Annotated in this window: 26 protein-coding genes; 18 read left to right on the forward strand and 8 right to left on the reverse strand. The window is 63.6% G+C overall.

Annotated elements, in window-relative coordinates; all coding sequences use genetic code 11:
- Positions 1–167: 167 nt before the first annotated feature.
- From ACMDCR_RS02725 to ACMDCR_RS02735, 3 genes are all read right to left on the reverse strand, one after another.
- Entirely contained in the window at positions 168–413 is a 246-nt protein-coding gene (locus tag ACMDCR_RS02725; RefSeq protein WP_413991048.1) for a hypothetical protein, read from the reverse strand.
- A gap of 42 nt (positions 414–455) precedes the next feature.
- Positions 456–1,007 carry a hypothetical protein gene (locus ACMDCR_RS02730; protein ID WP_413991049.1) on the reverse strand — a complete coding sequence of 184 codons (552 nt, stop codon included), beginning with the start codon at positions 1,005–1,007 and terminating at the stop codon, positions 456–458.
- 238 nt (positions 1,008–1,245) lie between these two features.
- Positions 1,246–2,625 carry a PLP-dependent aminotransferase family protein gene (locus ACMDCR_RS02735; RefSeq protein WP_413991050.1) on the reverse strand — a complete coding sequence of 460 codons (1,380 nt, stop codon included), beginning with the start codon at positions 2,623–2,625 and terminating at the stop codon, positions 1,246–1,248.
- Between the two features lie 95 nt (positions 2,626–2,720).
- Between ACMDCR_RS02735 and ACMDCR_RS02740 the strand changes: the two genes are divergently transcribed.
- From ACMDCR_RS02740 to ACMDCR_RS02750, 3 genes are all read left to right on the forward strand, one after another.
- Positions 2,721–3,320 carry a LysE family translocator gene (locus tag ACMDCR_RS02740; protein ID WP_413991051.1) on the forward strand — a complete coding sequence of 200 codons (600 nt, stop codon included), beginning with the start codon at positions 2,721–2,723 and terminating at the stop codon, positions 3,318–3,320.
- 38 nt (positions 3,321–3,358) lie between these two features.
- Positions 3,359–4,192 (forward strand): PhzF family phenazine biosynthesis protein, encoded by an 834-nt coding sequence (locus tag ACMDCR_RS02745; protein WP_413991052.1) that lies wholly within the window; start codon positions 3,359–3,361, stop codon positions 4,190–4,192.
- Between the two features lie 129 nt (positions 4,193–4,321).
- Positions 4,322–4,792, forward strand: a complete 471-nt coding sequence (locus ACMDCR_RS02750; RefSeq protein ID WP_413991053.1) for a DUF2127 domain-containing protein — start codon at positions 4,322–4,324, stop codon at positions 4,790–4,792.
- Positions 4,793–4,829: 37 nt separating this feature from the next.
- On the opposite strand, the gene ACMDCR_RS02755 is transcribed toward ACMDCR_RS02750, so the two are convergent.
- Together ACMDCR_RS02755 and ACMDCR_RS02760 are read right to left on the reverse strand one after the other, a co-directional pair.
- Positions 4,830–5,996: an MFS transporter gene (locus tag ACMDCR_RS02755; RefSeq protein WP_413991054.1), complete on the reverse strand. Its 1,167-nt coding sequence runs from the start codon at positions 5,994–5,996 to the stop codon at positions 4,830–4,832.
- Positions 5,997–6,008: 12 nt separating this feature from the next.
- Positions 6,009–6,236, reverse strand: coding sequence for a DUF1127 domain-containing protein (locus ACMDCR_RS02760; protein WP_413991055.1), 228 nt, complete (start codon positions 6,234–6,236; stop codon positions 6,009–6,011).
- Positions 6,237–6,354: 118 nt separating this feature from the next.
- Between ACMDCR_RS02760 and ACMDCR_RS02765 the strand changes: the two genes are divergently transcribed.
- The 5 genes from ACMDCR_RS02765 to ACMDCR_RS02785 all read left to right on the forward strand — a co-directional run bounded on the left by ACMDCR_RS02765 (position 6,355) and on the right by ACMDCR_RS02785 (position 10,763).
- Positions 6,355–7,872 carry a winged helix-turn-helix domain-containing tetratricopeptide repeat protein gene (locus ACMDCR_RS02765; protein WP_413991056.1) on the forward strand — a complete coding sequence of 506 codons (1,518 nt, stop codon included), beginning with the start codon at positions 6,355–6,357 and terminating at the stop codon, positions 7,870–7,872.
- 140 nt (positions 7,873–8,012) lie between these two features.
- Positions 8,013–8,474 (forward strand): hypothetical protein, encoded by a 462-nt coding sequence (locus ACMDCR_RS02770; protein WP_413991057.1) that lies wholly within the window; start codon positions 8,013–8,015, stop codon positions 8,472–8,474.
- Positions 8,471–9,349, forward strand: a complete 879-nt coding sequence (locus ACMDCR_RS02775) for a DMT family transporter (protein ID WP_413991058.1) — start codon at positions 8,471–8,473, stop codon at positions 9,347–9,349. Before ACMDCR_RS02770 ends, ACMDCR_RS02775 begins: the two co-directional genes overlap by 4 nt.
- A gap of 117 nt (positions 9,350–9,466) precedes the next feature.
- Complete coding sequence (locus tag ACMDCR_RS02780) at positions 9,467–10,351, forward strand: protein-L-isoaspartate O-methyltransferase family protein (RefSeq protein WP_413991059.1); 885 nt, start codon at positions 9,467–9,469, stop codon at positions 10,349–10,351.
- Positions 10,344–10,763 carry a DUF4440 domain-containing protein gene (locus ACMDCR_RS02785; RefSeq protein WP_413991060.1) on the forward strand — a complete coding sequence of 140 codons (420 nt, stop codon included), beginning with the start codon at positions 10,344–10,346 and terminating at the stop codon, positions 10,761–10,763. Before ACMDCR_RS02780 ends, ACMDCR_RS02785 begins: the two co-directional genes overlap by 8 nt.
- Positions 10,764–10,926: 163 nt before the next feature.
- Here the strand turns inward: ACMDCR_RS02785 and ACMDCR_RS02790 are convergent, their stop codons facing one another.
- A complete protein-coding gene (locus ACMDCR_RS02790) occupies positions 10,927–11,160 on the reverse strand; it encodes a hypothetical protein (protein ID WP_413991061.1) in 234 nt (77 codons plus the stop codon).
- A gap of 608 nt (positions 11,161–11,768) precedes the next feature.
- Between ACMDCR_RS02790 and ACMDCR_RS02795 the strand changes: the two genes are divergently transcribed.
- The 4 genes from ACMDCR_RS02795 (at position 11,769) to ACMDCR_RS02810 (ending at position 15,284) form a co-directional block, all read left to right on the forward strand.
- Positions 11,769–12,902 carry a serine hydrolase domain-containing protein gene (locus ACMDCR_RS02795; protein WP_413991062.1) on the forward strand — a complete coding sequence of 378 codons (1,134 nt, stop codon included), beginning with the start codon at positions 11,769–11,771 and terminating at the stop codon, positions 12,900–12,902.
- Between the two features lie 375 nt (positions 12,903–13,277).
- Positions 13,278–14,264, forward strand: coding sequence for a UDP-glucose 4-epimerase GalE (galE, locus tag ACMDCR_RS02800; protein WP_413991063.1), 987 nt, complete (start codon positions 13,278–13,280; stop codon positions 14,262–14,264).
- A gap of 188 nt (positions 14,265–14,452) precedes the next feature.
- Positions 14,453–14,839 (forward strand): DoxX family protein, encoded by a 387-nt coding sequence (locus ACMDCR_RS02805; RefSeq protein WP_413991064.1) that lies wholly within the window; start codon positions 14,453–14,455, stop codon positions 14,837–14,839.
- A gap of 4 nt (positions 14,840–14,843) precedes the next feature.
- A complete protein-coding gene (locus ACMDCR_RS02810; RefSeq protein WP_413991065.1) occupies positions 14,844–15,284 on the forward strand; it encodes a DUF1801 domain-containing protein in 441 nt (146 codons plus the stop codon).
- Positions 15,285–15,580: 296 nt separating this feature from the next.
- Here the strand turns inward: ACMDCR_RS02810 and ACMDCR_RS02815 are convergent, their stop codons facing one another.
- Both ACMDCR_RS02815 and ACMDCR_RS02820 read right to left on the reverse strand, forming a co-directional pair.
- On the reverse strand, positions 15,581–16,276 hold the full coding sequence (locus ACMDCR_RS02815) for a hypothetical protein (RefSeq protein WP_413991066.1): 696 nt from the start codon (positions 16,274–16,276) through the stop codon (positions 15,581–15,583).
- A gap of 362 nt (positions 16,277–16,638) precedes the next feature.
- Positions 16,639–17,646 carry an SIS domain-containing protein gene (locus tag ACMDCR_RS02820; RefSeq protein WP_413991067.1) on the reverse strand — a complete coding sequence of 336 codons (1,008 nt, stop codon included), beginning with the start codon at positions 17,644–17,646 and terminating at the stop codon, positions 16,639–16,641.
- A 222-nt stretch (positions 17,647–17,868) separates the two neighbouring features.
- On the opposite strand from ACMDCR_RS02820, the gene ACMDCR_RS02825 reads away from it, so the two are divergent.
- The 6 genes from ACMDCR_RS02825 to ACMDCR_RS02850 all read left to right on the forward strand — a co-directional run bounded on the left by ACMDCR_RS02825 (position 17,869) and on the right by ACMDCR_RS02850 (position 24,163).
- Entirely contained in the window at positions 17,869–18,696 is an 828-nt protein-coding gene (locus ACMDCR_RS02825) for a phosphogluconate dehydrogenase C-terminal domain-containing protein (protein ID WP_413991068.1), read from the forward strand.
- 103 nt (positions 18,697–18,799) lie between these two features.
- Positions 18,800–19,741, forward strand: coding sequence for a D-ribose ABC transporter substrate-binding protein (locus ACMDCR_RS02830; RefSeq protein WP_413991069.1), 942 nt, complete (start codon positions 18,800–18,802; stop codon positions 19,739–19,741).
- Between the two features lie 102 nt (positions 19,742–19,843).
- Positions 19,844–20,503 (forward strand): DUF2291 family protein, encoded by a 660-nt coding sequence (locus ACMDCR_RS02835; protein WP_413991070.1) that lies wholly within the window; start codon positions 19,844–19,846, stop codon positions 20,501–20,503.
- Positions 20,500–22,080 (forward strand): sugar ABC transporter ATP-binding protein, encoded by a 1,581-nt coding sequence (locus tag ACMDCR_RS02840; protein WP_413991071.1) that lies wholly within the window; start codon positions 20,500–20,502, stop codon positions 22,078–22,080. The genes ACMDCR_RS02835 and ACMDCR_RS02840 overlap by 4 nt, the downstream gene beginning before the upstream one ends.
- Positions 22,077–23,138 (forward strand): ABC transporter permease, encoded by a 1,062-nt coding sequence (locus ACMDCR_RS02845; RefSeq protein WP_413991072.1) that lies wholly within the window; start codon positions 22,077–22,079, stop codon positions 23,136–23,138. Before ACMDCR_RS02840 ends, ACMDCR_RS02845 begins: the two co-directional genes overlap by 4 nt.
- On the forward strand, positions 23,135–24,163 hold the full coding sequence (locus tag ACMDCR_RS02850; RefSeq protein ID WP_413993811.1) for a Gfo/Idh/MocA family protein: 1,029 nt from the start codon (positions 23,135–23,137) through the stop codon (positions 24,161–24,163). Before ACMDCR_RS02845 ends, ACMDCR_RS02850 begins: the two co-directional genes overlap by 4 nt.
- Positions 24,164–24,241: the final 78 nt, after the last annotated feature.

Raw genomic sequence — 24,241 nt, forward strand, 5'->3', positions numbered from 1 at the left:
CGCTGCTTGCCGAGGGGCGGCTAGCAGGGCCATTCTTTCTGCGCAAAGGAGATTCGTCGGTAAAGATGTTTCTGCAACGAAATTCGGCTGGACTGGAAAAGGTAAGATATTCGAGGAGAGCGGGATTAGCACTTCCGGTCGTATGCCAAGGCCTATCCAGAACGTAATCAGGGGCATTCCACCAGGTCGGTTGAGGATTTAGCCTGTAGCGATGGGCCAGATAATGGGCGGTCGCGGCAATCAAGGGCATCGTGGCGCAAATTGCCCGTTCTGCCTGGCTGCTCCACGAGCATCAGATAGCGGCGTCTGTTGCTCTCCGCCGCATAAAATTCGTCGAGAAACTCGGGAAGAACCTTATCGAGCGTTTCCGTCGCGAGACGACTTGCGACTTCGGATAGGGTATTGGGGCGCATCTTCTCGATCTTTCTCGATCAGCTTTGGGAGCATCAACGTCTTTAACAAGAATTTCTGCTTTTCAGCGCCTCTGCGCTCTTTGGGAAATACTGCCGGAGTACATCAATTGCCGAATTGGCGGTGGAAATGCCTATCGTTCTCATAAGCTGAACGACGTCGTTGGTTTCAGTTTCTCCTTTGGCAGGATCGTTGAAACGCATCGCTTTCAGCTTGAGGGCGAGCATGTATTCCGGCTTGGGAATATAGATCGCGAGGCCAGGTTTTTCACTGTCTGGCGGGTACGAGCCAAAAAGAATGTGATCTGTGTCTTTCCGAGCGCTACTGCTCAAATGGAATTGAACTGCGTCATTGAGCCAGTCCTCCGACCATTCGTTTTCCCTGGCAATGGATCTTGTTTCCGAGAGCAGCCGGTCAGGCCATTCTTCGCCTATCGATGCAATGTCGACGTCTTCTGTTGCGAAACGGAAATTGCTGGCGATCATCAGTGCGGAACCGCCATAGACCAGGAGTTCAAGACGCGTGCCATGCTTCGTCGCAGCCTCGCCTATCCGGTCGAAGGCCAGCAGGAGGGATTGGGCATTGATGGTCGGCATGGCTTCCTAGAGCAACCTGCGTCGTGGAGTTATCGAGGAGTCCGATGGTGTGGCCGGAGTGCTTATAGCCCGACAATCCAACGCCTGAAGGTTCGATGAATGATTTAGCCGCTGGAACGTTCAAGCGGAAGCACCCACTGTCGTGTCCCGAGACTGGAGGCGAGCAAAAGTGGCGGTGATGTCTGGGACGGTCCGGACAGCGATCAAGAGATCGAGGTCCCGCGGCAACTGGGCCGTGTCACAGCACCGCCAAATCCCCATAGTTCTGCATCGGCCCGTCTCCCAGAAGTCCGGCGAGGGTGGTCAGGCTCTGGCGGAGCGTGTCGAAGGGCGGTGCGCCGAGGCTCAGGCGGATGCCGCCTTCTGCCGCCTTGGTATCGACCATCGGTGCCCGGGGCGGCATGACGCGGATGCCCTTGGCCATGGCGGCGCCCGCAAAAGAGTCGGCCCGGGCTGTCGGCATGGGCAGCCAGAGGTGGTAGCCCGGGGCGTCCGCGCGACGATCGAGGCGAAGGAGAGTGCGGGCGAGGTCCATGCGCCTTGCCGCGTCGGTGCGGATCGAGGCGGCGACGGAGTGGGCGGTACCATCCGTCAGCCATTGCTCCATGATCAGGCAGGCGAGCGGGGAGGCCATGGTGCAGGTGGCGCGCAGGGCCGTGAGGGCGCGGTCGAGGAAGGCGCTGGGCACCACGAGCGAGCCGACCCGCAGGCCCGGGCTGAGCGTCTTCGAAAGGCCGCTGACATGCAGCGTGCGCTCGGGCGCCAGCATGGCGATCGGCAGAAGCTCTGGCCCGACCAGGATGGCATGGATGTCGTCCTCGACGATGATGACGTCATGCGCGCGGCAGAGGCGCACGATCTCCTCCCGCCGTCCGGCTCCCATGGTTGCGGCGGTAGGGTTGTGCAGCGACGGCGTCACATAGAGGAGCCGCGGACCCTCAGTACAGGCCTGCGAATGCAGGGCCTGTTCCAGGGCGTCGGGCCGCATCCCCTGTTCGTCCAGTTCGATCCCGACGAGGCGATCGCCGCGCTGGCGAGCCAGCATGATGGCGCCGGGATAGGTCAGGGCCTCGGTGAGCACCACGCCGCCGGCCGGCGCGGCGGCGGCGAACGCAACTGCGATGGCATGCTGCGCCCCGTGGCAGATCAGCAATCGCTCCGGTGCCGCGTCCAGCCTCTGCGCGGCCAGCCAGCGGGCGAGCAGCGCGCGGTGGTCGTCGCGCCCGGCCGGCGGCAGATAGGAGCCGAAAGTGCCGGCGTCGAGCCGGCGCGCCAGCGAGGCCAGGGTCGCGGACAGCAGGCGGTCGCTCAGCATCTGGGGCGGCAGATTGACACTGAGGTCAATCACCTCCGTCGCGCGTGGCGCCAAGCCCGCCACGAACATGCCGCGCCCACGCTCGCTCTGCACCAGGCCGCGGCGCTCCAGCACGGCATAGGCCTTGGTGACAGTGCCGATCCCGATGCCGAGCTGGTAGGCAAGCTCGCGATGCGGCGGCAGGCGGGCGCCATGCGGCAGGTTTCCCCCGGCGATATCGTCGGCCAGGGCGGCGACCAGCCGCTCATAGGGCAGCCCTGAGCCCTCGTCGAGGCGAGGTTTCCATGGAGAGGCGAGACGCATCCAAATTCCCAGAGTGTCATGTGACGCTATAACGATAGCGGCAATAGTGTCACATCAGTAAAGTCGCGGCAAGCAACGAACCGCGGGTACAGCGTATGACCACCGAACTCCTGCTTGCCTTCATGGCCTATGCCTTCGTGACCTCGATCACCCCGGGTCCCAACAATACGATGCTGCTGGTTTCTGGCGCCAATTTCGGTTTTGGGCCGACCATCCCGCACCTGCTCGGCGTCGCATTTGGTTTCTCTGCCATGGTGCTCGCCGTGGGGCTGGGCGTCGGCGGCATCTTCGTGCTGTTCCCGCCGCTGCACGCGATCCTGCGCTATGGCGGGGCGCTCTATCTGATCTATCTCGCCTGGAAGATCGCCACCTCCGGCGGCCTCGGCGGCGGGGATGCGGCCGCCCGGCCCATGCATTTCCTACAGGCGGTGGCCTTTCAGTGGATCAACCCCAAGGCCTGGATCATGGCGATCGGCGCGGTGGCCACCTATACGCCGCAGAACGGCTATTTCCTCAACATCGCCGTCGTCTCGCTGATTTATCTGATCATCAACGCGCCCTGCATCGCGGCATGGGCCGGCTTCGGCACGGTGCTGCGCCGGTTGTTGCGCCGGCCGCTATATCTGCGGCTTTTCAATGTGGGGATGGCGCTCCTGCTGGTAGCTTCGCTCTATCCGCTGCTGATGCATGCGTGAGCCGTCGCCTCGACAGTCTCGACTTTTGGAAATGACCGATGAAACGACGCTTCGTCCAGTGCGATGTCTTCACCTCCGTCCCCGCCCGTGGCAATGGCCTGGCCGTCGTCCTCGACAGCGGCGGTCTCTCGGATGAGGCGATGCAGGCCTTCGCCACCTGGACGAACCTGGCTGAGACGACTTTCCTGCTGCCGCCTGATGATCTCGGCGCGGACTACAAGGTGCGCATCTTCACGCCGGCCTACGAGATGCCCTTCGCCGGCCATCCCACCCTCGGAAGCTGTGCCGCCTGGCTCCGCGCGGGTGGCAAGCCGGCAACGGCCGGAATTGTCAGGCAGGCATGCGGGGTTGGTATCGTCGAGATCGATGTGAGCAGTACGGTGCCGGCCTTCACGGCCCCGCCCACCACCATCGAGCCGATGCCTGCCGAGACACTGGAGACCATCGCCGCCGCGCTTGCGATCGATCCAGGCCGCATTCTCCGCACGGCGATCCTGAACAACGGCTCGCCCCGGCCCGTGCTGGAACTCGCGGGCGCCGGGGAAGTGCTGGCCCTCGATTCCGCGCGGGTGCGCTGGCCGGCCTTCCAGCCGATCGGGGTAATCGGCGCTCATGCCCCCGGCGGCGAATGCGACTATGAGGTACGCCTGCTCGCGCCCTCCAGCGGCATGAGCGAGGATCCGATCACCGGTTCGCTCAACGCCGCCCTTGCCCATTGGCTGCAGAGCCAGGGCCGGCTGCGGGGACCGATCGTGCTGGCGCAGGGCACTAAGATCGGCCGGGTCGGGCGTGTCTACATCAGCACCGTGGGGAACAAGGTGCTGGTGGGCGGCAACACGCAGATACTGATCGAAGGAACGCTGGAGTTGTAGGCCGCGACCTTGCTATGGTTGCGTAGGGATGGAGTGGCGGTCTCCGACCGCCATCTTAAACCGCCACTTTGTATTTGGTGCACCGCCGAAGCGGATGCCTGTGCCTTCTCCGCTCTACCTCGGCTTCTCATGAACGAAGAACAAGTCCATCACGCCTTCCTGGTCAGCGTCTTTCTCAAGGGCGCCCACGCCCTGATCGAATGCATCGGCGGTCTCGCCCTTGCCCTGATCAGTACCGAGACGATCACCGGTTTGGTGAGGGCGCTGACCCAGGACGAACTGTCCGAGAACCCGCACGACTTCCTTGCCAGCCATCTCCAGGCCTGGGCGCAAGGCTTTTCGCTGCAGAGCAAGCATTTCTACGCCTTCTATCTTCTCAGCCATGGCATGGTGAAGGTGTTCCTGGTCATCGGCCTGCTCCGCGGCAAGGCCTGGTCCTACCCGGCATCGCTGGTGGTGCTCGGCCTCTTCATCCTCTACCAGCTCTACCGATATTCCTACACAGGCAGCATCGGCCTGCTCGTCCTCACGGTCTTCGACGTGGTGGTGATGGCGATGATCTGGTGGGAATATCGTCTGGTGCGCCACAAGCTTGCGTGAGGCCGATCCAGAGGGCGAGTTCCTGGCAGGGGCCCGGTCAGGCCCGCCGTCTCTCCGCCATCAGAGACACCGCCAGTACACAGCACAGCAGGCCAAGGCATAATGGCAGCCCCTGGTGTCCGATCAGTTGCATCGCCAGTCCTGTCGCTGGCGAGCCCACGATGCCGCCAATGCCCCACACGAACGCGAAGGCCGCGTTGCCGGCGATCAAGGCCTGCCCGGTGAAACGCTCGCCGAGCTGGATCAGGGCCATGGTGTACAGCCCGAACGAGAACCCGCCCCAGACCAAAACCAGCGGCCAGACGAGCCACACGTTAAAGATCAATGGCAGCAGCGGGCAGCCGGCCAGTGCAGCCAAGGCACAGAACAACAGGGTCCGTGCGGAGCCGAGTTGTTCGGCCACGTGCCCGAGCAGAATCTGCAGCGCGGCGTTGCCAGCGATGAAACAGGTGATCAGCGAAGCGATGCGTTCTTCATCGCTGCCGAGCGCGACGCCGTAGACCGCGAACAGGGAAAGCAGGATCTGCTCGAAGGCGGCGGCGGTGAAAACTGCGAACAGGAGGAGCGGCGCCCGTGCGAAGAAGCCTCCGACCGATGTCGCCGGGCCTTCATGCGGCATCGTCGGCAGGCGCGGCACGACCGCAAGCACGATCAGGCCACAGAGAAGGAACGCCGCGATGCCGATCACGAAAGGTGGCCAACCCTGCGTGCCGACCAGGCCGAGCGACAGCGGGCCGATGGCGAAGCCCGCCGAAACAATCGATGAATACAGACCCAGGATGCGGCCCCGGCGTGTCGCAGGCGTGATCGTGATCAGCCAGGTTTCACTGATCACGTAAAGGGGATTGGCGAAGAAGCCGAGCAGGAAGCGCAGCGGCATCCAGACCCAGACTTCCTGCGTCCAGCCAATCGCGACCAGGGTGAACGCGGTCAGGATCGAACACAGGATCGCAAGCCGTGCCCCGCCCACGCGGCGCGTCAGCGCCGGAATGAGTGGCGCGGATACAATGAAACCCAACGGCGTCATCGCCGCCGACAAGCCGATCAGGCCTGATGTCGTCCCCTGCCGCTCCAGGATGAAGCTGAGCAGCGGATAGGTCAGCCCCTGGGCCACCGCGAACACCGTGACTGTCGCGATAATGCCCGCCATCGCGGCCCACGGCATCCGTTCCCCCTGCGGTGATGTCGCGCTTTCGGCAATCATGCGCTCTTCGCCTTATGGTTGCCAGAAAGGCTTGGCGATCTCTGCCTCGGCCTGCCATCTCTTCAGGCCGATGTCGTCGATCATGTGGGGATTGGCCTTCGAGATGTCCTCAAGTCCCCTGCGAAAGCGTGCCCGCTCGCGCCAGGTCGCGATAAGGCTTCGCAGGGCCGCCAGGCTGTAGCGCCGAGTCGGCATGTCCGCCGGCCGCGCTGTCGGCGCAAGGATGGGATTATCGTTCATGGCAGCCTCCATGGAATTGTGGATCAAGGGACCCCGGGAGGCTGAACTCTGCAGGATACGAACAGTGTCGTAATTAAGCCCTCCCAAATAGTTCTCAAAAGTTCCAAAGGGGCTATAGATGCGCCGTATGCAGGGATCGCGCTTTGCCTTTGGTCCGTTCGTGCTTGATTCCGACGCGGGAACGCTCCTTCGGAACGATGTTCCCGTTGCAATTGGCTACCGCGGTCTGAAGCTGCTTGCGGCCCTCGTGGCACGGTCCGGCGAAATCCTGGGCAAGGCCGCGTTGATGGACGCGGCGTGGCCTGATACTGCCGTCGAGGAAGGCAACCTCACCGTCCAGATCGCGCTCTTGCGCAAGCTCCTTGGTCCGGCCGTCGATGGCGGTGAATGGATCGTCACGGTTCCTCGCGTCGGCTACCGCTTCACGGGAGCCATCGAACAGCTCGACGGCGCGAAGCGAAGGCCATTGCCGCTGCCCGGCAAACCATCGATAGCCGTGCTGCCCTTCGTGAATGTCAGCAACGATGCCGACCAGGAAGCCTTCGCGGATGGGCTGACCGAGGACCTGATCACCGACTTGTCCAGGATTTCCGGCCTGTTTGTCATCGCGCGCAACTCGGCCTTTGCCTACAAAGGAAAGGTAATGGACGTGCACGGGATCGCACAGGACCTCGGCGTGCGCTATCTGCTGGAAGGCAGCGCAAGACGCGCCGCGGGACGCGTGCGCATCAACGCCCAGCTGGTCGATGCGATGAGTGGCGACCATCTTTGGGCGGAACGCTTCGATCGCAGCCTGGATGATATCTTTGCCGTTCAGGACGAGGTCACCGGCAAGATCGTCGAGGCGCTGCTCGGGCGGCTGCGCGCACCGCCGCCGCGCAATCGGCCAAGAAATCTCGAGGCCTACGATCTGTGCGTGCGGGCGCGCCGGCTGATCGATGATTCCCCGCAGTCGGCACGTGAAGCACATCTGATGCTCATGCGCGCGGTTTCGCTCGATCCCGATTACGCCGAGCCCTATCGCTGGCTTGCCATGAACCACTGGATGGGGTGGGTGCATTGGGGCGGGCCGACCGACGACTCCCGTCGTGCCGCCCTGGAACTGGCACGCAAGGCCGTCGCGCTCGATCCCAATGACGCCGGCTGCCACTGGGTCCTGGCTTACCTGCTTGCCTTCGAGCGCAGCTTCGTCGAGGCGGATGCGGAATTCGCCAAGGCGATCGAGCTCGACCCGAACGAGGCGGACACCTGGGCGGCATTATCCGACATCACGGTTCTGGCCGGGCGAGTCGAGGAGGGCCTCGAGCATATTCGCAAGGCCTTCCGGCTGAATCCGTTTCCGGCAAGCTGGTACTATCTCGCGCTCGGCCAGGCGCAATATGCCGCCCGCGAATATGAAGCCGCTGTCGAGACGCTGCGCAGGGACGAAACTTACCGTACAAGCTCACGGCGTTTCCTGGCGGCAAGCCTTGCCCAGCTCGGCCGGCTCGACGAGGCACGCGCGGAGGTCGAACTGTTTCTCGTGGGCAACCCGCATTTCACAACTGGCCACTGGGCCAGGACGGAGCCATTCCGCGACGCTGCGACGCTTGAGCATTTCGTCGATGGCTACCGCAAGGCCGGTCTTCCGGAATAATGTGCGCGGCGGCGTGACCTCCCGAACGGCCAGTCACCGGGCAAAGTCGGTGCTTACGGGCGGGCGGCCCGCCATTGCTGACAGAAGCTGTCAGCAGCTTTCCCTTATGGTCGTGTAGAATACGATAGGGAGAAGCTCTGATGTGGACAGAGGGTTTTGAAACACGCTCGGTGCGGATGGAGCGGCTGTGGCTGCTCACGGTTCAGGCGCCTGTCGAGGACCTCGATCGGCTCATGGCGGCGGTGACGGCCATCACGCCTCTTGCGATGGGCAAGTATGACTTCAATGCCTATCAATCCGCCGGCGGCATCGAGTGGTATCGCCCGCTGGAAGGCGCTGCCGCCGGTCCGGAACAGGCGGTCCGCAAGCGCCCGGGCGTGGTGGAACTCGCCTTCCAGCTGCCGGACGACCAGACGCTGATCGACGCGGTGGTCGAAGCGCTGTTCCAGGCCCATAGCTACCAGGAGCCGGTGATCCGGCTGCAGCCCATCCTCGCCAGCCGCTCGAAGGGCCTCGACGACAGCGCCAATCCGCATCGCTGGTGGAACACCACGGGCGACTGGAAAAAGGCGCAGGCTGCCAACCCTGCGGCGCCCGAATGAACTCCGCGCAATACCGCCTCGGCCTCCTGCTGGTGACGGGGTCCGCCATCGCCTGGAGCATGGCCGGCTTCTTCACCCGTCTGATCCCGCTTGACACCTGGACCCTGCTGGCCTGGCGCGGCATTTTCGGCGGCCTCGGCATCGGGGCGGTGATCGTGGCGCTGGAAGGCCGCAAGGCCTGGCATGGCTTTGCGTCGATGGGCTGGCCGGCCTGGATCTTCGCCCTTGTCTCGGCGCTCGGCATGGTGCTGTTCATCACCTCGCTCCGCCACACCACTGTGGCCCATGTCGCGGTGATATACGCCACCATTCCCTTCGTCGCGGCGGCCGTCTCGTGGTTTGCCCTGCGCGAACGGCCGACGGGCAGCGCCATCCTCGCCAGCCTCGCGGCGCTGGCGGGCGTCTGCGTGATGGTGGGCCTTAGCGGTGAAGGTGGACGGTTCGGCGATCTCCTTGCCTTCGCGATGACATTGACCATGGCGGTGATGATGGTGATCGCCCGCAAATATCAGGGCATTCCGGTGACGCAGGCCGCGTGCTTCTCCGCCCTCCTGAGCGCGCTGGTGTGCTGGCCGCTGGCCGATCCCCTCGCCGTCTCGGCGCATGAGCTTTGGCTGCTGGCCCTGTTCGGCCTGGTGAACTCGGCCCTCGGCTTGACGCTCTTCACGCTCGGAGCCCGCTATCTGCCGCCGATCGAGACGGCCCTGATCGGCTCGCTCGACGCCCCGCTGGCGCCCCTCTGGGTCTGGCTGATGTTCGGCGAAACGCCCGGCGCCGGCACCCTGGTCGGCGGCCTGATCGTCTTCATAGCGGTGACCGCCCACATTTTGCTGAGCGCCACCCGGCGGGGAGCGCCTGAAACGGCCGGCACCTGAGTACCCGCCGCGACCCCAGCCATAGTTCCCGTCGCCAATTGCCGCGTTGCCAAGAACGGGCAGGCGGCTCACATTATCGGCCTTGGCCGCGGGGCCGCATGAATATCGGAAAGCCAGGTGAAACCAGCGCACGTCACCACGCCGCAAGAACTCGCGATCATTCGGCGCGCCTACGCCAGGCAGGTGAAGGCGGCGGCCGGAGCGGACAATCCGGCGGTCGAGCGGGCCTTCGCCACGGTGCCGCGCGAGGATTTCCTCGGGCCGGGACCATGGCAGATTCCGCGGGACTGGGGGAACTATACCCCGACCCCCAGCGCCGATCCCGTCTATCTCTATACCAACGATCTCGTCGGCATCGTCCCCGAGCGCCGGATCAACAATGGCCAGCCCTCGCTGCATTTCTATCTCCTCGCCCGTGCCGCGCCGGTGGTCGGCGAGCATATCGTGCATGTTGGCGCGGGCGTCGGCTACTACACCGCGATCATGGCCGATATCACTGGCCCGGACGGCAAGGTGACGGCCATCGAATATGATCCCGACCTTGCGGCGCGGGCCCGCGCCAACCTGGCGTCCTACCCGCAGGCTGATGTGATCGAGGGCGACGGTGGCAGCGTGCCATTCGAGGATGCCGACATCATCTACGTCAACGCCGGTGCCACCCGCCCCGCCAAGACCTGGCTCGACCGGCTGAAACCCAGCGGCCGCCTCGTCCTGCCGCTGACCACCGATCTGAATTTTTCGGAAGACGGCTGGAACAAGATGCACCAGCGCGGCGCAGTGTTCCTGATCACGCGGCGGGAGAGGGATTACGACGCCGAATGGATCTCGCCGGTGGCGATCTTCCCCTGTGTCGGCACGCGTGACGAGGCCTCGGAAAAGCCGCTGGCTGCGGCCCTCCAACGAGGCAACGCCAAGCGCGTGCGCAAGCTTTATCGCAGCGATGCCATCCCCGGGGAGCGCTGCTGGCTCAAGGCCCCTGGCTGGTGCCTTGCTTATGACTAGCGCCTATGCCGCGACGCGGGGTGAGGGCGCTGGATCCGTCGCCTTGCTCGAGAGCCTCGAGCGACAGCTGCTCGACCCCGCCGTAAGGGCAGACGCAGTGCGGCTTGCCGCTTTGCTGCACGATGGTTTCGTCGAATTCGGCCGTTCCGGCGCCGTCTATGACAAAACCGGGGTGATCGCCGCGCTGGCCGCCGAAACAAGCGAGCCCGCCGCCGCTCGCCTTGCCCAGGATTTCCAGATCAAGCTGCTGTCGGAAGCTGTCGCCCTCGTCACCTATGTCACCGTCCGGGAGATCGAGGGCGGCGCTGAGCTCCGCAGCCGCCGCAGCTCGATCTGGACGCTGGCCGGCGGCCGCTGGCAGATGATCTTCCACCAGGGCACACCGATGCCGCCGGGCGTAGCGGTAGGATAGAGAGTTCAGCCACCGCTCTGTCGTCTCTGGTGACGGCGCCATGATGCGGGCAACGGTCCACAAGCTGGCACACCTCGGATGGGGGCGTAGATGGTGAAGGAGAGCAGTCAGTCAGGCCTGGCAACGAGGACGTGTGTGGAGAGTAGGCGCTGCGGCTACCGGCCTAATGCTTGACCGCCTCCGGCCCGTCGGAGGCGAGCCATACACCAAGGGCGGCGTGCAGCGCTTCCGCCGCCTCGGGCGAGATCGGAACCTTCAACACGGTGTTGCCGTCGAAATGAAATTCGGCGAGGACAAAGCCGCCGCAGGGTGGAGAAGCCAGGCGGAGCAGGCTGGTCATGACCGGAGCCTCGATGGCGCCGCCGTCGCCCGTCAGGTCATCGATATTGTCAACCATGTCGGCCTCAATTCCCCTGAGAACGCATCTGGATTGCCACCTATCGTCAACGTCACGGCAGCCGCGCTTCGGACCTCGCAGATGCGGAACCTTCCTGATTGGCGATCTTGGGCAGCTGCCTCTGCGCCCTCGCTCAAGATCACCATTGGCTAGACGGTGCACGCTTTCATTAACTAGTGAATTCGGCGCCACTCTCGGCAGTCTAAGCGAAATGGCATCGCTATAGTTTTCCAATAATGAAAGCGATCACGCATGCAGCTCGTTCGTGTATCACCCAACAATTTTTTATGATAGAGCAAACATGCAACACTTGGAAGTAAATCAGAGCATCGACTGGCGATCTTTTGTGATCCACTGCCGTGGCATCTTCTGAGGGTATTCTTTCCAAAGCGGTTTTGGGTGGATTTTCTGTTCCCGATCCCCGCCGAATCGGGCTCTCCGTTCCATATGCCGTTGATGCCGGCCCGGCTTTGCCGCGAGCTCGCGCGCTTTGGCGATATTCTTCGGCGCCGGGTCACGCGGCGAATACGCTGCTCGGTGCAAATAGAGCTTGAACCGCGCCGCCTTCTTGCCGATTGTTCGTTGCCCTCCCGTCTCGGAGCCTTTGCATGTACGGCCAATCCTCCTCCTCTGCTGCTTCGCAGAGCCGCGCGCGGCGCCTCGATGCCGTTATCGACAAGGCCATCGCGGAGGAGCGCATCGTAGGGGCCATGGCCCTGGTGGCCGAAGACGGCGAGATCGTCTATCGCCGTGCTGCGGGCTATGCCGATCGGGAGGCCGGCACGCCCGTGGCCGAGGACACCATTTTCCGCCTGGCCTCGGTGACCAAGCCGATGGTCGCCGCCGCGGCGCTTTCGCTCGTGGACAGCGGCACGCTGGCGCTGGAGGACGCGGTGACGCGATTCCTGCCGGATTTCCGTCCCAGGCTCGCCGACGGCAGCGAGCCCGTGATCTCCATTCGCCATCTCCTCACCCACACATCCGGCCTGATCTATGGTTATGACCGAGCGGCTGGCATTTCCGACGGCATGGACATGCCGGGCCGCGGCATGGCTGAGAACCTGGCGCGTATCGCCGCTCAGCCCCTTGCCTTCTCGCCGGGCAGCGCCTGGCGCTACTCGGTGGCGATCGACGTTCTGGGCGGCCTGATGGAAAATGCAGCGGACAAGAGCTTGCCCGAAATCGTGGCCGAGCGCGTCACCGCGCCTCTGGGCCTCGATGACACCGAATTCTTGGCGACCAAGCCGGAGCGTCTCGCCATCCCCTATGCCGACGGCGCGCCGCGCCCGATCCGCATGGCCGACCTCCAGCCCGTGCAAGGCAAGGACGGCATGCTCTTTTTCTGCCCGCCCCGTGCCTTCGATCCCACCTCCTTCCCTTCGGGTGGCGGCGGCATGGTGGGCACGGCAGGCGACTTCCTCACTTTCATCGAAGCCGTGCGCCAGGGCGGCGCCCCCATCCTGTCGCCGGCCAGCGTTCATCTTCTCAGCGAGAATGCCATCGGCGGCTTCGATACCGGCGTTCCCGGACGCGGCTTCAGCCTCGGCTGGTCGATCTCCCGCGATCCCACGGCCGCCGGTCTGCCCTATACGGTGAGCACATGGCAGTGGGGCGGCGTCTACGGTCATTCCTGGTTCGTCGATCCCGTCAGGAAGCTTTCCGTGGTGTCTTTCACCAACACGGCTGTTGCAGGGGTCAACGGCGCCTACCCCGATGCCATCCGGGACGCCGTCTATGCGTAACGCCCTTCCGGCAGGCCTCTGGCATCGAGGGAACGTCGCGCAGCCGTGTGCGTTGGTGGTAGACGCGCGTATCAGCCTGCCCGCATACCGACCACGCCATCAGGACGAAGCCCCGGCCTCGATAGGAGGAGATGTACGTGCGTCCTTTTTGGCTCTTTCGCCGAAGAAGGTAGTTCTAACCATTTTGGAGCGCTTGCATCCCTCGAACCACTTAGGCATTTACGCAGAGATACTTCTGAAGCGGACCTGTACGTTCCGTGTCTCTGCCTGTAAACGCAAGGCTATCGTCGGAGCTTTTGCAATTGAGATTGCCCGGCGAAAAATTTGGGGGACCGGGAACCAGGATCGAAAGGCTCCGTTTTTACCGCTATGGGAATGGATATGATTACCGTCCTTGTTACCGGTGGTGCTGGCTATATCGGCAGCCATGCTTGTAAGGCATTGGCGCTGGCGGGGTATCAGCCTGTCTGTGTCGACAACCTTTCCTTAGGGCATGCCGATGCGGTGAAATGGGGACCGCTCGAAGTCGGCGACATCCGCAACAGCGCCTTCCTCAACAAGGTCATCGCCAAATACGCGCCCGAGGCGGTGATGCATTTTGCGGCCAGCAGCAATGTCGGCGAGTCCGTCGCAGATCCCGCGAAATATTATTCCAACAATGTGCAGGGCTCGCTGAACCTGCTGGAGGCCGTGCGCCAGAACGGTATCGAGCATTTCATCCTGTCCTCGACCTGTGCCACCTATGGCATTCCCGAAAGCTTGCCGATCGTCGAGACCTCGCCGCAGAACCCCATCAATCCCTATGGCGCCACCAAGCTGGCGGTGGAGCATGCGCTGGCCGATTACGGTCGGGCGTATGGATTGAAATGGGCGTCCATGCGCTATTTCAACGCTGCTGGCGCCGATCTCGATGGCGAACTCGGCGAAAGACACACGCCCGAGACGCATGTCATCCCGCTCGCCATCATGGCGGCGTTCAGCCATTCGCCGACCTTCAACGTGCTTGGCACCGACTATCCCACCCCCGACGGCTCGGCCATCCGCGACTATATTCACGTCACCGATCTTGCCGAGGCGCATGTTAAGGGCCTCGATTATCTCCGCGCCGGAGGCGAGAGCTCGGCTTTCAACCTCGGCACCGGAATCGGCACCACCGTGTTTGAAGTGCTGCAGGCGGTGCAGGTCTGCACGGGTCGCCGGCTCGACATTCGCCGTCAGCCGCGCCGCGCCGGTGACCCCGCCATTCTCTACGCCGCGGCGAACAAGGCGGCGGAACTCCTCGACTGGCATCCGCAACATCGCGAGATCGAGACCATCGTCGGCAGCGCCGTCTCGTGGTTCCGCCACAACCTGGCGGCTTGATCGAGCCGCCAGAAGACTTGTCTTGCAGGGGGATCGCGTCCAAAAAGGTTCATTCCTCCGCGGCAATATGCGTTCAGGTGGGAGTGAATTTCGAAATTAACTCACTGGTATCAAAAGAATTTTGCGATTCTTGGTGCTTCGATCTGAAAGTAAAACGCTCTGGAAACCGGCAAGCCGAGGCCAAGCGCATGAACCTGCTCTCTCCCGAAACGAACGCGCTGGTGCTGACCGCCGGGCGGATCCTGCTGGGCGGCCTGTTCGTGTTCGGAGGTCTGCGGCACCTCGCCCTGTTCCACCCCGTTTCGGAAGCCATGCGTGCCCGCCGCGTGCCCTTTGCGCCCCTGGTACTTCTGGGCGGCACCATCTTCCAGATTCTCGCCGGCCTGTTGCTGATGGCCGGGTGGCTGGTGGCGCTCTCGGGGCTGGGCCTGGCGCTCTTCACGCTGCTCGCCTCGTTGATGATGCACAATTTCTGGAGCCTGGAGGGTGACGCCCGCACCGCCGCGTTCAATGGCTGGCAGTCCAATCTTGCCATCATCGGTGGCCTGCTGATCGCCGCAGCTCAGGCAGGGTGAGGTGATGCCCGGCAAAACACCAAGCGGGCCGGCAAAGACCACAGGGCCGGCGCTTCTGGCAGGCGGAAACCCCCAGATTGCCAAGGCTTTTGGCGACGCCCCGGTGCAGGCCTATATAGCGGCCATGCCAAGCTGGAAGAGCGAGGTCGGGCTCCGCCTCGATACGCTCATCACCCGCGCCATCCCCGGCGTTCGCAAGGCAGTCAAATGGAACTCACCGCTCTATGGCGTGGAAGGCCAAGGCTGGTTCCTCGGCATTCATTGCGGTGCAAAATATGTAAAGGTGGCGTTCTTCCGGGGTATGTCGCTGCATCCCGTTCCTCCAGGCGCGTCCAGGAGCAAGGATACGCGCTACTTCCACATCCACGAGGGCGAACAGATCGACGAGGCCCAGTTCGCCGCCTGGGTCGAACAGGCCAGCCGATTGCCGGGCGAACGCATATAGGGGCATCCTTGTGGCGTTTTGCGATTTGACGAAATCGGCAAGAATCGCAAAGACGCGTTGAAACAAGGAGTTAGAGCAATGGGCGTTTGCCTGTAAACACGCTTTGGTCTAGGGCGCCGACACGTCGGCGCCTCGGATAGCCGCCGACTGTGCTTCAGCAGAGCTGACGGCGAAACGGACGGCCTCCTCTCGGCCCGGATATATTCTCGATCGCATCCAGTCGCATCGAATTTGGACATCGAAGCCAACCCGGTCGGATCTCCGTCGACTTAATGACTTCTGAGGACTGCCATCTATCAACCGCCCCAGGGCAGTTTGTTTTCCTTCACAAAGTTGCTGCCTTCCTGATTGTCGCCTTTCTGAATGAAGATCAGATTGTGGTAGAAATGCATGCCAAAGATATTCAGATCCGTGTAGTTCGGGCTATAGCCGGGAGCGTGCATCTCCTCCCAGTTCAGGCCATCGATCAGCGATTTGAAAAATTCCATTGTCGTTTGTGGGTTCGCGGTGGGAGTGATGGAGCCACCGAAAATCGGCCAATAAGATGTCTGGACGTCTTCGACGACATACCACCCATTTGGAGCGACGTGCTGAAAGAGCATCCAAAAGCTCGGAATGACGTGTTCCGGCCGGTGGGAACCATCGTCAATGATGATGTCGAATTCTCCGCCTTCGATCTCATCCAGGATCTTCGCAAGCGCCTGAGGGCTGCCTTGGGATCCGGTATAGGTCTTGATCCGCTTTCCCGCGACGCCGGGCTTGGGATAATAGTCCAAACCGATGATCTGGGCTTTGGGGAAGTAGTCACGCCACATTCGAAGGGAGTGACCGCCGGCATCGGGCTCGCCATAGCCCCCAATGCCTATCTCAAGCAGGCGAATAGGGTAGTCGCGGAGCGGCGAGAAGTGGCGGTTATAGTGCTGCGTATATTTGTGCGCGATTGCTTTGTCGGTCCCGTGAGAGATCGCCAACTTCGTCAGTTCGTCGTCCATATTCCCTCTTACGCAAGTAGTTCGAGAAGCCATCGCCGATTGGAAAAGTATCTCTGTCCAAGACTCAGCTGCGCAGCATCGTCATATCGCGTCGAATCACTCCCTGCAACTCCTCCTCTCGTAACTGAACGAAAGTGTAAGCATTGCCTGACGCAGAGTGATGCCGGCAGATTTGAGGTGAGTGGTCCGGATCGCGCCGGCAGCGGCTATGCGATGGCGAGCAATGGCAAGGCCCGCCAGGTCCGTGAACTGATCGCCGGTGGAAGGGCTTTGGCTTGACGGGCGGCCCAAAGGCGCGCGTCAAAAATGCTCCAGTTCCAAGTATCCGCGCCTCCGATTTCATGTGTCCGGCTTCAAGAGGGTCAAACCGTCACCTTGCTCGTGCGCAATGGTGTGCCGACATCGCCGGAGACACGGCGGCGCGCCATGGCGATACTGAGCGGCTGCAATGCCAGCAGTATCGAGGTGGCAGCCGCAAGACCCTTGTTCTCCGGCACTGACACTGTGGTGGCGTCGGGGATTTGCGCCTCGCCGCTGGCGTCCGCCACCACGGTGGCGCAGCCGGCGTCCAGTGTCGCTCGCGCGAGCGTGCGCACGAGAGGCCCGTCGCCGCCAGCGCTGCGCAGGAGCACGACGCCGAGGCCAGGCCTGAGCACCTCGAAAGGCCCGTGCCGGAACTGGCCGCCCTCGAAGCCGACGGTCACCACGCGTGCCAACTCCATCATCGCCAGCGCAGCGCTGCTCGCCGCACCCGCCATTGGACCGTAGCCGGCAAATAGAATTGCTTCGCACTCGGAAAGAACCTGTTCGGCCGCTTCGATCGAGGGTCTCTCACCAGCTTCGAAGACCGCACGCAATGCAGCCTGCGAGGCGCCCAGGGCTTCAAGGATGGCGCCATGCATGGCAAGCGTCAGCGTGATGGAACGGGTGGCGGCGAAGGCTTGCTCCGGGCCGCCATGGGCCACCAGCGCGGCCTCGCAGGCTTGGGCAAGCGCGCTGTCCCCGTCGAGCGTCAAGGCATAGCGCTCGCCCCGGCCAGCGGGCTTACCGACGAGTTCGACGATCTCGCCCGAGCGGCCCGATTGCGAGGCGATCAGCATGGTGTGGGGGAAATCCGGCAGGGGCGCCGACAGCAGCTCGGAAGCGATGCAGGCGCGGCAATCGAGCCCGAGTTCGCGATAAAGTGGCGCCGCCACGACATTGACATGGTGCGAGCCGCCCATGGCCGCGAGCACGACAGCGCCTGTCCTGCGTGCGCTTGCTGCCGCGGCTGACGCCGCCTCCCTGACGGCGGCGAGGGTCGCCAGGGCGTCGGCGCACTGGCGGTCCATCTCCGTCTGCATGCGCCGCAGGCCTTCATGCTGTTGCATCGGAAGCTCCATGGAAGAATCAAGGTGGAAAGGTGTGCAGTGATCCCACGCGGAGGCTCGAAACGCCACCCTGCCCAGATCGCCACGGAGGAACGCTTGCGCGCAATCTCGGCCCTCGGTCTTCGAGATCGAAGACCACCACTCCATCCTTGATATCTTAAGTGATGATTGACTCATCATACCAGCTGTCCTATACCCTCCCGAACTCGGGAGGACCTCTGCATGACCACGATCGCGCTCTTTGGTGCCGGCGGCAAAATGGGCTACCGGCTCGCCAGCAACCTGAGAGGGTCGCGCTTCGAGGTCCGGCATGTCGAGGTAAGCCCCGCCGGGCAGGAGCGTCTCAAGACCGGCCTCGGCATCGATTCCGTTTCGCCGGATGCCGCCCTTGATGGAGCCGAGGTCATTATCCTCGCCGTGCCCGACACGCTGATCGGCAAGGTCGCGGCGGGTATCGCCGACAAGCTCAAACCGGGCACCATGGTGGTGGCGCTCGACGCCGCCGCGCCCTTTGCCGGCCATCTGCCGGAACGCGCGGACCTGACCTATTTCGTCACCCATCCCTGCCATCCGCCCATCTTCAATGACGAGACGGAGATGGCGGCCAAGAACGATCATTTCGGCGGTGTCGCGGCCAAGCAGCATATCGTCAGCGCACTGATGCAAGGCCCCGAAAGCGCCTATGCGCTGGGCGAAGAGATCGCCAAGGTGATCTGGGCGCCCGTCATGCGCTCCCACCGCGTCACCGTCGAGCAGATGGCGCTGCTGGAGCCGGGCCTGTCCGAAACCGTCTGCGCCACGCTGCTCGACGTCATGCGCGAGGCGATGGACGAGGTGGTCGCCCGCGGCGTGCCCCGCGAGGCGGCGCGTGACTTCCTGCTCGGCCACATGAACGTCCTCGGCGCCGTGATCTTCGAGGAGGTCCAGGGCGTGTTCTCCGACGCCTGCAACAAGGCCATCACCTTCGGCAAGCCGGCCTTGATGCGGGACGACTGGAAGCGCGTGTTCGAGCCGGACGAGATCGCCGCGAGCATCCAGCGCATCACCTGAGCGCGCTGGCGGCGCTGGCCGCAGCTTCAACCAGAAAGCGTTCGCCGGAGGCAACCGGCGGCAGTCGTGAAGAAGCCATCGACAGACCAAACGGGAGGATACCATGACATTCAAACGACTTCTGCTCAGCGCTGCACTAGCCGGCGTGATCGCGGCAGGATTGGCGGGCACCGCGCTGGCGGCCGATCTCATCGCCATCATCACGCCCTCGCACGACAACCCTTTCTTCAAGGCGGAGGCTGAGGGCGCCGACGCCAAGGCCAAGGCGCTCGGCTACGACACGCTGGTGCTCGTGCATGACGACGACGCCAACAAGCAGTCGCAGTTGATCGACACTGCGATTGCCCGTGGCGCCAAGGCCATCATCCTCGATAATGCCGGCGCCGACGCCACCGTCGCCGCGGTGCAGAAAGCCAAGGCTGCCGGCGTGCCTTCCTTCCTGATCGACCGTGAGATCAATGCTGCCGGCGTCGCGGTGGCCCAGATCGTGTCCAACAACTATCAGGGTGCCCAACTCGGCGCGACGGAGTTCGTCAAGCTCATGGGCGAGAAGGGCAATTATGTCGAGCTTGTCGGCAAAGAGTCCGACACCAACGCCGGCATCCGCTCGAAGGGCTATCACGACGTCATCGACGACTATCCGGACCTCAAGTCGGTCGCCCGCCAGTCGGCCAACTGGAGCCAGACCGAGGCCTACTCCAAGATGGAAACCATCCTGCAGGCCAATCCCGACATCAAGGGCGTGATCTCCGGCAACGACACCATGGCGATGGGCGCCATCGCCGCACTGCAGGCGGCCGGGCGCAAGGACGTGATCGTGGTGGGCTTCGACGGCTCGAACGACGTGCGCGATTCCATCAAGCAGGGCGGCATCAAGGCCACTGTCCTGCAACCCGCTTATCTGCAGGCCCAGACCGCCGTGGAGCAGGCCGACAGCTACATCAAGACCAAGAAGGGACCGGCCCAGGAGAAGCAGTTGATGGACTGTGTGCTGATCACGCCCGACAATGCCGGCAAGCTCGAAACCTTCGCGCTGACCAACTGAGCTAGGATGGAGTGGCGGTCTCCGACCGCCATTCTCTTCTTCCAGCGTCGCGTTTCCTAGATGGCGGTCGGTGACCGCCACTCCAATTCCCAGAGCTAATTCATGCGCAGGCTTGCCACCGGGCTGATGATCGTCGCCGCAGCACTTGCCCTCACGGCCTGCAAGATCGTGCCGACCGCCGAAGTCCAGGCTGCCCGCCAGGGTGGCAGCTCCGGTGGGCCGGCGGCTTTCGATCCGGACAAGATGGTCAACGAGATGTGGGACGCCAAGGTCATCCCCTATCTCACGGCCAAGGCAGGCGACTTCGCCGTCGTGCGAGACCTCGCCGCCAAGAGCCCGGACGAGGCGGGTGCAAGATTTGGCTACCGCGCCAAGGAAGGCAGCACGCCCTGGACCTATGTCATCAAGGCACAGGGACGCATCGTCGCCGCCAACACCCAGTCGCGTGCGGCCACCATCGATGTCGATGTCGACCAGGACGGCAAGGCCGACATGGTGGTGCAGATCGGCCCGGCGTTGCGCGGCACGACCTTGCGCGACAGCCTGGATTTCGTTTCCTTCAATTCCTTCACCAATCAGATCGACTATGCCCAGTTCGGCAAGGCCTTCAACACCAAGGTCAACGCCGGCGTATTGCAGCCGCTGCCGCGCGATGGGCTCGTCGGCCGCAGTGTGACGGTTCTCGGCACCTACGCGCTCGAGCCGGGTGGCAAGCCGCCGCTGGTGACGCCGGCCGAACTCAGCCTGGGGCCATCCTCATGAGCCGCGAGGGCGAGAACATCCTGCCAGCCGACGACGTGGTGTTGCGCCTCGAAGGCGTGTCGAAGGTCTATTCCGGCACGGTCGCGGTCAAGCATGTCGATTTCGACGTGCGGCGCGGTGCCGTGAACGTATTGGTCGGCGAGAACGGCGCCGGCAAGTCGACCCTGATGAAGATCATCGCCGGCGTGGTGCAGCCCACCAGCGGGCGCATCCTGCTCGACGGCAAGCCGGTGACCTTCGCCAATGCCGGCGAGGCCGTGGCTCACGGCATCGGCATGGTGTTCCAGGAGCTCAACCTGTTCGGCAATCTCTCCGTCGCCGAGAACATCTTCGCCGCCCGCGAGATCGTGCGCCTGCCCCGTGGCATCGACCATCGCGAGCAGGAGCGTCGCGCCGCCGAATTCCTCCAGCGGCTCGAAGCCGGCATTGATGCCCGCACGCTGGTGGAAGACCTGCGTGTCGGTCAACAACAGCTCGTCGAGATCGCCAAGGCGGTGGCACAGGACGCCCGCATCCTGATCATGGACGAGCCGACCTCCGCTCTCAGCGCGGCCGAGGTCGAGATCCTCTTCCGCGTCATCGCCGACCTCAAGGCGCAGGGCGTTGCGATCGTCTACATCTCCCACCGTCTGGAAGAGCTCATCCGCATCGGCGACTACATCACCGTGCTGCGCGACGGCCAGGTCACCGGCGAGGAGCGCATGACGAATGTCGACGTGCCCTGGATCGTGCGCCAGATGATCGGTTCAGACGCCAAGGATTTCGCCAAGACGGAAGACCATCCACTCGGCCCCGAAGTCTTCCGTGCCGAGGATATCAGCCTGCCGCGCGTGACGGGGGGCCTTGCGGTCGACCATGTCTCCCTTTCCGTCCGGCAGGGCGAGATCGTCGGCATCTATGGGCTGATGGGCGCGGGGCGCAGCGAGTTCTTCGACTGCGTCATGGGTCGCCACCGCCATGCCACCGGTCGCATCTTCATCGACGGCAAAGCTGTGGCCGAAAAGGACGTCACGGGACGTATCCGCCGCGGCCTTGCCCTCATCCCTGAGGATCGTCAGCGCGAAGGGCTGGTGACCGTGCTCTCCATCGCCGCCAATCTCTCGATGGCTGCGCTCGGCCGGTTCGTGAGGGGCTTCCACATCAGGCGCGAGGCCGAGTACAGCGCCATCCGCGGCGCCATCAAGGACCTCTCGATCAAGGTGGCCGATCCCGAACTCGGTGTCAGCTCGCTGTCGGGCGGCAACCAGCAGAAGGTGGTGATCGGCAAGGCGCTGATGACCAAGCCGAAGGTGCTGCTGATGGACGAGCCCAGTCGTGGCATCGATGTCGGCGCCAAGGCCGATGTGTTCCGCAACATGCGCCGGCTCGCCGCCAATGGTCTCGGCATTCTGTTCGTGACCTCCGATCTCGACGAGGTGATGGCCCTGTCCGATCGCATCGCGGTGATGAGCAATGGCAAGCTCACGGCGCTGTTCGATCGAGCCGAGGCGACGCCTTCGGCCGTGGTGGCCGCCTCCGCCCTTGGTCACGGCCCCTCCAGTTCCCCGTCACCTGCCAACCACGGAGCGCTGGCATGACCGTCGCGCAGGAAACTTCGAACCGGTCGTCCAGCGGCGGTTCCCTGGCCTTGAACCTGATGAAGCTGCGCACCTTCATCGCCCTGTTCGCCGTGCTGATCTTCTTCTCGCTGGCGGCGCCGAACTTCCTGTCCACCGCCAATCTCATCCTGATGTCGAAGCATGTGGCGCTGAACGCCTTCCTCGCCATGGGCATGACCTTCGTGATCGTCACCGGTGGCATCGACCTCTCCGTCGGCTCGATCGTCGGCCTGTGCGGCATGGTGGCGGGAGGGCTGATCCTCAACGGGCTCGATCTGCGCATCGGCTACACCATCTTCTTCAACATCTATGAGGTGATGGCGATTACGTTGCTGGTGGGCGTGCTCATCGGCGCCGTCAATGGCCTGCTGATTACCAGGCTCAACGTTGCGCCCTTCATCGCCACGCTCGGCACGCTCTATATTGCTCGTGGCCTCGCGCTGCTGTCGTCGGATGGCGCCACCTTCCCCAACCTGGTCGGGCGGCCCGATTTCGGCACACAGGGCTACGAGATCCTCGGCGCGGGGCGTCTCCTTGGCCTGCCGGTGTCGATCTGGATCCTCGCCGTGCTGGCATTGGCCGCCGCCTATATGGCCCGCTGCACGCCGCTGGGGCGCCACATCTTCGCCGTCGGTGGCAATGAGCGCGCCGCCAGCCTGTCCGGCATTCGCGTCAACCGGGTAAAGCTCTTCGTCTACATGTTCTCGGGCTTCTGCGCCGCTGTCGTCGGCCTCGTCGTCTCCTCCGAGCTGATGGCCTCGCATCCGGCCACCGGCGAGAGTTTCGAGCTCAACGCCATCGCCGCAGCGGTGCTCGGCGGCACCTCGATGTCCGGCGGGCGCGGCACCATCGGCGGCACCATCATCGGCGCCTTCGTCATCGGCATCCTCTCGGACGGACTGGTGATGATGGGCGTCAGCGAATTCTGGCAGATGGTGATCAAGGGGCTGGTGATCATCATCGCCGTGGTGGTGGACCAGGCGCAACGCCGGCTGCAACAGCGCGTTGCCCTGCGCCAGATGGCGAGGCTGGCCTGATGTCTTATCGCGGCGCGCTGATCGGCTGTGGCTTCTTCGCCATCAACCAGCTCCATGCCTGGCGCGATATCGAGGGTGCGGATATCGTCGCCCTCTGTGATCGCGATCCGGCGCGCCTGGCACTCGCCGGTGACCAGTTCGGCATTTCGGCGCGCTACGCCGATGCCGAGAAAATGCTGCGGGCCGAGAAGCCCGATTTCGTCGACATCGCCACCACCGTGGCAAGCCACCGGCCGCTGGTCGAGCTTGCCGCGCGGTTGCGCATCCCGGTGACCTGCCAGAAACCGTTCGCGCTCTCGATGAAAGATGCGCGCGCCATGGTGGAGGCCTGCCAGCAAGCCGGTGTGCCCTTGATGATACACGAGAATTTCCGTTGGCAGAGCGCCATCCAGGCGGTGAAGGCACGGCTCGATGCCGGTGCGATCGGCAAGCCTTTCTGGGCGCGCGTCTCTTTCCGCTCGGGCTATGACGTGTTCAGCGGCCAGCCTTATCTCGCCGAGGGCAGGCGTTTCATCGTCGAGGATCTCGGCATCCACATCCTCGACATTGCCCGCTTCCTGTTCGGCGAGGTCACACGGCTGAGCGCCCGCATGATGCGCGTCAATCCGGCCATCAAGGGCGAGGATGTCGCGACCATGCTGCTCGACCACTCAAGCGGTGTCATCTCGGTGGTTGACTGCAGCTATGCCACGAGGCTGCCGGTCGAGCCCTTCCCGGAGACGCTGGTCGAGATCGATGGCGATGCAGGCACGCTGCGGCTCGGCCAGGGCTACCGCCTCACTGTCAATAGGCCCGGCGGACTGGAGGAAACGGACCTTTCGCCTCCGCTGCTGCACTGGGCCTCCCGCCCCTGGCACAACATCCAGGAGAGCGTGCTCGCCATCCAGCAGCACTGGCTGGACTGCCTGCGCAGCGGGCGCGAACCCTCCACTTCCGGCTACGACAATATCGGCACGATGGCTCTGGTGGAGGCGGCCTACGCAAGTGCCGCGAATGGCGAGAGTGTCGATACGAGGACGGTATAAAAGCGCCGGCGCCTGATGGCCGGGCCGGCCACCAAATTATTCGCCCATCCCTAAAATATTTTTGTCACACGCTCCGGG

Origin of the sequence: Labrys okinawensis, from assembly GCF_047345005.1 — a bacterium.
In the GTDB taxonomy this organism is placed as follows: Bacteria; Pseudomonadota; Alphaproteobacteria; order Rhizobiales; family Labraceae; genus Labrys; species Labrys okinawensis.